This is a genomic window from Shewanella sp. Sh95 (genome assembly GCF_001308045.1).
GTDB lineage: Bacteria > Pseudomonadota > Gammaproteobacteria > Enterobacterales > Shewanellaceae > Shewanella > Shewanella xiamenensis.
In genome coordinates this window covers 1-9,333 of the sequence record NZ_LGYY01000112.1, presented here as the reverse complement: position 1 = coordinate 9,333, position 9,333 = coordinate 1, and the positions used below count along the sequence as shown (strand labels likewise).

The following is a 9,333-nucleotide window of genomic DNA, read 5'->3' as shown; positions in this document are numbered from 1 at the left end:
TTGGAGGTACTCAGGCGGCCTGATTATCAAATCACGGAGAAAGAATTGCTGGCGGCCTGGGTATTATTCGCCAATCAGTTGCTCAAATATGGCTATGCTATGGCTGATTTATGAGGGGATCCTTCAGAGCTGCGCCTGCTTTACTCAAAGGATTGGTGAAAAAGACTGTTGGTTTGAATTTAGATGATATTAAAGTTGAAGGTGAGCCAAAAAGTGATGACAAATTCATTTCTGATACTTTAAGTGAATCTGCCGCCGCAGTTGCACAATGCTTAGTAAAAGACCACAACGATAAATTGCAGTCAGTCAACTATTTGCGAAATGAAATTAAAGCGTTAATTACGGCAGTCATTGCACATAAGCAAGGTGCTTTAAAAATGCCTGCTTTTATCTTTATTGATGAACTCGATCGCTGTCGACCTAGTTATGCCGTAGAAATGTTGGAAGTGGTTAAGCACTTCTTTGAATTAGATAATATTGCCTTTATTGTGGCGACTGATACTGAACAACTACAGCATGCGGTGAAAGCAGTTTATGGTGATGGCTTTGATGCTCAAACCTATTTAGGTCGGTTCTTTAGGCGGCGCTACTCGTTAACCGAGCTTTCTCGCTATGAATTTGTAAGCCATATTACTGAAAATAAAGTCACTTATAATCCTAAGTGGAAGGAATTTGTACCTAGCCTAGCTGAATTAGATGACTTTACTAATGTGGTTTCTATTGTGGCGGATAGATTTAGGCTTTCGCTAAGGGAAACAGAGCAGTTGGTCGATAAGTTTTTATCAGTGCTAAGCAATGCTCAAAAAACGCTGAATCCTTATTTATTGTTAATTTTATTTGTATTAAGAGATAAACATTACTCACTATATGACGAATGGATGGAAGCAATTAATAAAGAGGCTAGCTTTGGTCAATCTATTGGAAAATTAACTTATCGAATGGATATTTTCCCCATGTTTTATAAAAGCAGTGATCAAGTTTTTTTTCCAAGAGAGAAACGAGCCGATTCTCTGGTTGATCTTCAACAAAGCCTTGATATGATTTTATCTATTATGAATAAGGTGTGTTCTCCTTGGAACCAGAGAGAAAAAGATAAATTTATAGACAATTTGGAAGGTGCATTATATTCATCTTCATCTCCTAACCTAACTGTAAGAGCAAATAAGTTGTATCAAATAAGTCTTATGAGTCTCAAAGCCAATAAGTCAGATTATAAAAACTGGGTTGAGCTAGCGGTGTCTTTTGATAAATAGAAAGAAGTGTTGATCTATACTCCTAAGTCATTTTAGAGTCACCTACTTATAAATTTTTGGTGTTAATGTAAAAAATCGTAAGCTACAAAAATACACCGGAATTAACGAGATTAAGCACTGGCATGTAAGTGACCGTTGGCGGCATGGATGCCGCCGTCGAGCCCTCAGGGACGAGTTAATGGCGTGTCACTGGAATGCCAGTGCTTAGTCATTTTAGGATGATTCAACCTATTTTTTATAGAATTATGGTTTGGTTATCCGTCTCACACTCTGAGACTTGCACCCATCTTTAAAAGTTTAATCAGATATTTATCGCTAGATTGTACGCAGAGATCGATGATTCAGCGCTGGCATACAAGCACCGTTGGCTACATGGCCGCTCTTTCACATCTGATCCATAGGGATATGGGAAATGTCACTATGATGTCTGGAACATCATTGACCATGTGATCGCGGCATTTGCACTTCCATGTGCAGCAGATGCCGCCGTCGAGCCTATAGGGATGACTTCTTGTCCAACCAAAGTCGGCGAGTCACTGGAATGCCAGTGCTTAATCATTAGCTGGACTGCTAGTAATCGCTAAGCTCTAATCTGTCCAGTGCCTGAAACCAGGTATTTTTCAGTGGTTAAGGCTTCGAGTCCCATGGGGCCGTAGGCATGTAGCTTAGTGGTGGCTATGCCGATTTCGGCGCCGAGGCCGAGTTCGCTACCATCGGAAAAGCGCGATGAGGCATTCACCATAACGACCGAGGCATCCACTGCGCGTTGAAAGCGGGCGGCGGTGAGTTCATTGTCGGTGCAAATCACCTCGGTATGGTGGCTGCCAAACTTAGCAATATGTTGGGTGGCGACTTCAAAACTGTCGACTTGGCGAATGGCGATTTCTAAGTCCAAGTATTCTTGGCCAAAATCCTCTTCTGCCATATAAGTGCAAGCGTCGAAATACGCGGCGGCCGGAGGGCATGCATTGATTTTTACTTGATGCTCGGCCAGTGCTTTGGCTACGCGGGGCAAGAATCGCGGCGCGATATCCTTATGCACTAACAAGCCCTCGAGGGCGTTGCACACTCCTGTGCGTTGGGTTTTGCCATTGAGCAGCAAATCCAAGGCGATATCTTGATTGGCGTCTTTATCCACATATAAATGGCACACGCCTTTAAAGTGCTGAATAACCGGAATGCTACTGTTTTCAGTGACGTAATTAATCAGTCCTTCGCCACCTCGAGGGATGATCACATCGATAAATTCCCGCTGCTGCATCAGTTCGAGCATTAGGGCGCGGTCAGGATCGGGGATTACGCTGATAAGTGCTTTAGGCAAACCATAGGCGGTCAGTACCGCCTGTAAAATGCTGGCGATCACTTGGCTGGTGTGCAGTGCTTCTTTACCGCCACGCAGGATCACCGCATTGCCTGATTTAAAGCACAATGCGCCAGCATCGGCGGTGACATTTGGGCGCGCCTCATAAATCATACACACCACGCCGAGTGGCACACGCATCTTACTGATAGATAAGCCGTTAGGTCGTTTACCAATAAAACGCTCGCGCCCAACGGGATCGGGCAGGGCGGCGATGGTTTCGATTCCTTGCGCCATCGTCTCAATACGATGCTGGTTCAGCGTGATGCGATCGACCATGGCAGGGCTTAAGTTGTCCTGTGTTGCACGGTGCACATCAATCAGGTTGGCGCTTTGGATTTCATAGGTTTTTTCCCTTAATGAGCGCGCCATATCTAGTAATACGGTGTTTTTTAACGACTCATCGAGTTGGGCGAGTGTGCGGGCCGCATGGGCGGCATCGGCAGATATTTGTTTAATTAGGCTCATAGTTTCTCCACTCAAATGGATTTAAGAATGGCGATATTCTTATCGGAAATGATGGGGCCGGTTTTTTGCTGGAATTCACTGGCAAACGCCTGATCATCCTGCTCGGTAATAAAACTCAGTAGACAACTGCTGTAGTTGGATTTGGCTTTCGCCAACTTAGTGCCATCGCCTTTACGCACCAGAATGGTGTCGCCCACTGAGAAATCCCCTTTTACTTCAACCACATCATCGCTGGTTAATTGCTCGCTGTGCTGATCGAGTGCGAGGTCAAAATCATCCTCGACGATCACTTCGCCCTGCGCTTGCGAGGTGTGGGTCATCCAATGCAAATGCTCCTGCATCGGTTTTTCGTAGGGGGTAAAGAGGGTGCCCGGATTTTGCCCCTTTAGCAGCTGGCTAAAGGAATCGGCATTAAAGCCATTGATAATAAAGGTCTCAATGCCGTGGGAGATGGCTTTTTCGGCGGCTTGGATCTTAGTGCGCATGCCTCCGGTGCCAACATCGCTGCTGGCGCCTCCCGCCATCGCATAGATATCCGCATTGATTTTAGTGACTTGCTTTATCAACTTGGCATTGGGATGTTCGTGGGGATTTTGATCATAGAGTCCATCCACATCCGAGCAAATCACTAAGGTGTCGGCATCGGCCGCAGCTGCCACCATGGCCGAGAGATTATCGTTATCGCCAACCTTAAGTTTGTCGGCGGTCACGGCATCATTCTCATTGATGATCGGCATTAAACCGTGGTCGAGCAGGTTAAAAATTGTGTCTCGAATACTGATATAACGCTCGCGATTACGTAAGTCGCCATGGGTCAGTAGCAGTTGGGCGGTGGGAAAATCAAATAGCTTATTCCACGTCGCCATCATATCCGCCTGACCCGCGGCCGCCATGGCCTTTTTCACCGTGACACTCGGCTGAGCTTGGCCACCAAAATGATGCCACCCAGCGGCAACCGAGCCGGATGAAACCAGTACCACTTGGATACCTTGGACGCGGCAGTAAGTAATAAACTGCGCGATACCCAAGAGATAATGACTACTACAACCTTGCTTGTGGGGCGCGATTAAGGCGCTCCCCACTTTGACGACGATACGTTTACGGGGAGAGTCTGTCATAGCGCCTCCTTAGCTTTCCTCGGCCAATACACGACCGGCCTGATGGAATTGCTTAGTGGTTTTAGCGCACGGATCGTTATCGAATTTGCTCACCAGATAAATCACAGTGCTGCTGACAACAAAGCCAGGGATCATCTCATACACTAAGCTACTCAATGCCTTACCGTCGGCAAGCACGGGGGCATAAATCCAAAAGAGTACCGTGAGCGCGCCCGAAATAATCCCCGCAATCGCCGCTTTATGGGTGAGATTGGCTTTATACAAACTAAACAGCACCAGTGGACCAAATGCGGCACCAAAGCCTGCCCACGCATTACTCACGAGGGAGAGGATACTGTTCGAGCGGTCGAGTGCCAGCAGTGTTGCGACAATGGCAACACCAGCGACCCCGTAACGACCCATTTTTACCATCTCTTGCTCGCTCGCTTGTTTCTTCGACAGCGTGCGATAAATATCTTCGGTCAGCGAACTCGACGAGACTAATAACTGCGATGAGATCGTGCTCATAATGGCCGCGAGAATCGCTGCCAGCAGGAAGCCGCTGATTAAGGGATGGAATAGTAGCTCTGAAAACACGATAAAGATGGTTTCAGGATCCGAAAGCTTCATGCCAAATTTATTGGCGTAGGCGATACCGACTAAGCCGGTTGCTAAGGCGCCGATAATGGTCACTGTCATCCAACTGATGCCGATGCGTCGTGCGGTTTTAATGTCGGCGACCGAGCGGATCGCCATAAAACGCACAATAATATGCGGCTGGCCGAAATACCCGAGTCCCCACGAGAGGCTCGAGATTAAGCCAAGCAGCGTCACATTTTGCATCGCGTCGGTAAAATGCGGAATCGACTGATAGGCAAAGTTCATCATACGATCTGCGCTGGTAAATTCTTGATATGCGACGAAAGGCACTAAAACCAATGCGACAAACATAATGCAGCCTTGCACAAAGTCGGTGAGGCTAACGGCTAAGAATCCCCCCAGCAGAGTGTACGACACCACGACGGCTAAGGTGACGACTAGGCCTATGTCGTAGTTCAGCCCAAAGGCGGATTCGAACAACTTGCCGCCCGCGACTAATCCCGCCGAGGTATAGAGGGTGAAAAAGATCACTATGATGGCGGCGGCAATAATGCGAATGCTGTTATCGGCCTGACCAAAGCGTTTAGCGAAGAACTCAGGAATCGTCAGCGCGTTATCGGCGACCTCGGTGTAGACCCGCAATTTAGGGGCGACCACCAGATAATTGATTAGAGCACCAATTAATAATCCGAGGGCGATATACAGGGTTTCAAACCCCACCAGAAACATAGCGCCGGGTAGGCCCATCAGCATCCAGCCACTCATATCCGAGGCGCCGGCCGAGAGAGCCGTGACTTGTGGGCTCACTTGGCGGCCACCCAAAATGTAGCCAGAGACATCATCGGTCGACTTACGATAGGCGAACAAACCAATAGCGAGCATGGCAATAAAATAAATTGCCAATGAAACGTAAGAGAGGGAATTCATCGATTATTTTCCTCCTAACGCTTTGTTATTTTGAATGAAGCTCGGTTTCAAAATGACAAAGAGATAGGTACTTAGAATGGCGAACAGGCAGAAATATTGTAGTGTTCCATGAAGGCGTTCCCGGGTGGAACGGATGATCTGTGAGATGGGGTTTTCATCTGCAGCATGCTTAGCTGACATAATGCCTCCTTGATGTATTTAGGGTGAACAATAGTTAGTGTTATAACTATAATAAGCTCTTTATTAGCAAAACATCAAGTTGAAATGCCCATTTTGCATACTTTTGGTTGGCGTAAAGCAAGGGAAATTGATTTGAATACTGATAAATTTATCTATGCTTTTAACCGAAAATTGGGGCTAAAGAGTGGGATGTTAAGAGCGGATAAATAGACGGAATGACCTAGCGTTGAACATAAAAAAAGCGGCGCTGAGAATATCAGAACCGCTTCTATAAAATTATAAAATGCAACATTCACAGGCTATAGAGCCTGATTTAAGGATTGAGTCATGCGCTTAGCGCATGGTGACAAATTCCTCAGCTCCTGTGGGATGGATAGCGACAACGGCATCGAAATCGGCTTTGGTGGCGCCCATTTTCATGGCGACGCCAAAGCCTTGGAGAATTTCGTCCATACCAAAGCCAATACCATGAATACCAACCACTTTCTCTTCTTTACCGGCGCAGACTAGCTTCATCTTACAGGCCTGACGGTGGCTAGTGACGGCGGTATACATGGAGGTGAAACTGGAGGTGTAAACCTTCACATTGTCATCGCCATATTGCGCGCGGGCTTCTGGCTCGGTTAAGCCCATAGTGCCAATCGGTGGATGGCTAAAGACCACGGTTGGGATTTGACTGTAATCCATTTTGGCATCGCTCATGCCGTTAAATAGGCGCTCGGAGAGTAAACGGCCCGCTTTAACTGCAACAGGAGTCAGCTCCACACCGCCCGCCATAATATCGCCCACGCAATAAATGCCTTTGTGGGTGGTATTTTGCTGCGCGTCGGTAATCACATAGCCTTTGCTATCCAGTTGCACATCGGTGTTTTCTAAACCGATATTGCCCGTCGCGGGTGAGCGGCCAATGGCCCAAATCAGGCAATCGACGGTCACGCTTTCGCCATTTTCGAGGCTCAGAGTCAGGCTGTCGTCGGCATTTTTTACCACAGATTGTGGGACGCTGTTGGTATGCAGACTTGGGCCTTCGGTCTTCATGGCATCGACGAGGGCGTCGATTAGCATAGGATCGAAGTTACGCAGCGGCGCATGTTTACGCACAAACAGGTGAGTCTCACTGCCAAGTGCGTGTAACACGCCAGCGACTTCGACGGCGATATAGCCAGCGCCGACGACTGCGACACGTTTAGGTTGTTCGCGCAGGGCGAAGAAACCATCGGAATCAATGCCGTATTCGGCACCAGGAATGTTTGGAATAGTTGGTGCGCCGCCGGTAGCGATCAGGATGTGGTCAGCCGTGTAGTGCTCGCCATTCACTTCAATGGTGTTGCCATTAACGAAACGGCCATAACCATTGAGCAGGGTGACTTTGTTATTGGTAAAACCGCGACCGTAGGCCTCGTGGATGCGACCAATATAGGCTTCGCGGCTGTTTACTAAGGTGTTCCAATCGAATTTGTTGACTGAAACATCAAAGCCATAATCTTTGGCGTAGAGGTTCATGGCTTCGGCGATATGCGCGCCATACCACATGACTTTTTTGGGTACGCAGCCCACGTTTACGCAGGTGCCGCCGACGTGTTTCGCTTCGATGAGAAGCACTTTAGCGCCACGCATGGCAGCTCGGTTAGCTGAGGCGATACCGCCGCTGCCTGCGCCTAGGCAGATATAGTCAAAATGTTGAGCCATGAGTTTCTCCGTCTAACTCTAAGAATGAGGTGCTTAATAGCAGAAGGTCATTGTAGGTTGGAATGGGTTTGCAGACCAGCCCATTAAGTCGCCATGGTATAGACCTTGGTTTGCCACAAAAAATCTCCATGAAGCTGAGATTTTATCCCTTGGCGGTTAGCTTAAGCTTAACGGCGATATTGGCAGCGATGGTAATCATCAGGGTTTGGTCCTTCTACGCCGCATTTAAGGCATTGCCACTCCTGCTTGCGAGCATTGAGCTCATCGCTATGGTAGTCGGCGGCTTGCTCTCGCTTATTGCCGATCTGGGTTTCGAGCTGTGACATGCGCGCATCAAGCCAACGGCAACTAGGATCGTTAGCGACTTTATCTCTGCTGGCGAGTTGTTGCTTGCGACTCAATTTTTTATTTTTAGTCTTAGTAGATTGCGTCTTGTTGGTCTTTGTTTTTGGGGACGTATTGTCAACATTGACGGTGGGAGGTGAATAATCCAAAGCGCTTTGCTCTGCGGGAATGGGCAGCGGTTTACCTTGACTGTCGAGCAGAGTCCCCAGTGGTAGTGAGTCAGTCGTGCTACTTTTTGACAGAAATTCTAATACTAATTCAGGCTCGTTCTCGGGTGCCGCTAAGGATGGCAGAGTACAAAATGCTAGTGTAATAAATGTGTTCGTGAGTATTTTAAACTGATGAGCCAACATTCCCTGTGCCTCGCTAAATCAAGGTCGTTCCATCGACATCTTGAGTGTAGTTTGGGCGGGAACGGTTTGCCAAGTCGAAGGGGAGTTAGGCCGAGTAACGCTTAGAAGCTGATATTAAAGTGGATGCCCGCATAGGTTTGATCCTGTGAGCTAAAGTCGCCATTCGTGGCCGCTTCTTGCTCTATATCTGCCTGCGCAATACTGTGGCTAATATGGCCACTAATATTCATATTCTCGGTAAGGTTATAGCTTGCTTCTAGCCCAAACTGGAGATGATTTCTACCATTGTGCTCTTCTGTTCGATATTTAAAATCAACGCCTTGTGTTACGTAGGGGGAGAGTGTGAATTGCTCTGTAACTTGCCAATAGCTGTGTAGGCTCAGCTCCACAAAATAGCCCGCCGCCTCGGTGGAGTAGACATAACTCACGGAAGGCACTAGCCAAGGCTTGGCGGTGTAAGCCAATTCAGCAAACAGTTCGTTATCCTGACAGCGGCTACTGCTATAGCCTTCAATACGTTGATAGCCAAGATTCGCTTCTAAATGTTCACTTAAATCCAAAGCGTATTCTAGGCCAATATTCCACTCAGTATAGGCTTGGCTATCACCACGGCCAACGAGGGCATAGGTGGTGAGATTGCCGTATTGAATACTGGTATTCATCCAATAAATACCGCCTTTAGCCAAGTTATTGCGCCCCTGCGAAACATACTTGCTATCCCAGCCTAAATCGATGTTAGCAGTTAAAGGCACGTTAGCCGCAGATAATTTGCTGTTTAATATCCCTTCGGTTTGCGCCAAGCTCTCGTTGGCCAAACATGGATGGCTAAAGCAAACTAAGCTAATGGCGCCTACGGCGCTAATGATGGATTTAACTGATGCTGCCATAAATAAGCCAATCTAATTGAAAATATAGAATATGCACTGATGTTAGCCCCGAATTCAACTGCGAAGTGCGACACTCGCCAATATCAAGCAGCCAATACCATTTCTTTAAAGACAATCGCTGGTTGCTTGAAATCTAAACACTTTTTCGGTCGATAATTTATCCGTGATAAAGCG

8 protein-coding genes are annotated in these 9,333 nt (G+C 47.4%); 1 reads left to right on the top strand and 7 read right to left on the bottom strand.

The annotated features are described in order from the left end of the window. Positions 1-110: 110 nt before the first annotated feature. A complete protein-coding gene (locus tag AEA42_RS08535; RefSeq protein ID WP_055647513.1) occupies positions 111-1,253 on the top strand; it encodes a P-loop NTPase fold protein in 1,143 nt (380 codons plus the stop codon). 580 nt (positions 1,254-1,833) lie between these two features. Here AEA42_RS08535 and AEA42_RS08530 read toward each other — a convergent pair. From AEA42_RS08530 to AEA42_RS08505, 7 genes are all read right to left on the bottom strand, one after another. Beyond that, on the bottom strand, positions 1,834-3,081 hold the full coding sequence (locus AEA42_RS08530; protein WP_055647512.1) for a glutamate-5-semialdehyde dehydrogenase: 1,248 nt from the start codon (positions 3,079-3,081) through the stop codon (positions 1,834-1,836). A gap of 11 nt (positions 3,082-3,092) precedes the next feature. Continuing rightward, positions 3,093-4,199, bottom strand: a complete 1,107-nt coding sequence (gene proB, locus AEA42_RS08525; protein WP_055647511.1) for a glutamate 5-kinase — start codon at positions 4,197-4,199, stop codon at positions 3,093-3,095. A gap of 9 nt (positions 4,200-4,208) precedes the next feature. After that, complete coding sequence (gene putP, locus AEA42_RS08520; RefSeq protein WP_055647510.1) at positions 4,209-5,705, bottom strand: sodium/proline symporter PutP; 1,497 nt, start codon at positions 5,703-5,705, stop codon at positions 4,209-4,211. A gap of 3 nt (positions 5,706-5,708) precedes the next feature. Next, positions 5,709-5,885 carry a hypothetical protein gene (locus AEA42_RS22620; RefSeq protein WP_023266152.1) on the bottom strand — a complete coding sequence of 59 codons (177 nt, stop codon included), beginning with the start codon at positions 5,883-5,885 and terminating at the stop codon, positions 5,709-5,711. A gap of 333 nt (positions 5,886-6,218) precedes the next feature. After that, the gene (gorA, locus tag AEA42_RS08515; protein ID WP_055647509.1) at positions 6,219-7,574 is read right to left on the bottom strand and encodes a glutathione-disulfide reductase; all 1,356 of its coding nucleotides are present in this window, start codon (positions 7,572-7,574) and stop codon (positions 6,219-6,221) included. 167 nt (positions 7,575-7,741) lie between these two features. Beyond that, positions 7,742-8,272, bottom strand: a complete 531-nt coding sequence (locus tag AEA42_RS08510) for a hypothetical protein (protein ID WP_055647508.1) — start codon at positions 8,270-8,272, stop codon at positions 7,742-7,744. 101 nt (positions 8,273-8,373) lie between these two features. Next, positions 8,374-9,159 carry a hypothetical protein gene (locus AEA42_RS08505; RefSeq protein WP_037427432.1) on the bottom strand — a complete coding sequence of 262 codons (786 nt, stop codon included), beginning with the start codon at positions 9,157-9,159 and terminating at the stop codon, positions 8,374-8,376. Positions 9,160-9,333 lie beyond the last annotated feature (174 nt).

Coding starts and splice junctions, on each gene's coding strand:
- AEA42_RS08535 (WP_055647513.1), top strand. CDS start 111: ATGAGGGGATCCTTCAGAGCTGCGCCTGCTTTACTCAAAGGATTGGTG.
- AEA42_RS08530 (WP_055647512.1), bottom strand. CDS start 3,081: ATGAGCCTAATTAAACAAATATCTGCCGATGCCGCCCATGCGGCCCGC.
- proB (WP_055647511.1), bottom strand. CDS start 4,199: ATGACAGACTCTCCCCGTAAACGTATCGTCGTCAAAGTGGGGAGCGCC.
- putP (WP_055647510.1), bottom strand. CDS start 5,705: ATGAATTCCCTCTCTTACGTTTCATTGGCAATTTATTTTATTGCCATG.
- AEA42_RS22620 (WP_023266152.1), bottom strand. CDS start 5,885: ATGTCAGCTAAGCATGCTGCAGATGAAAACCCCATCTCACAGATCATC.
- gorA (WP_055647509.1), bottom strand. CDS start 7,574: ATGGCTCAACATTTTGACTATATCTGCCTAGGCGCAGGCAGCGGCGGT.
- AEA42_RS08510 (WP_055647508.1), bottom strand. CDS start 8,272: ATGTTGGCTCATCAGTTTAAAATACTCACGAACACATTTATTACACTA.
- AEA42_RS08505 (WP_037427432.1), bottom strand. CDS start 9,159: ATGGCAGCATCAGTTAAATCCATCATTAGCGCCGTAGGCGCCATTAGC.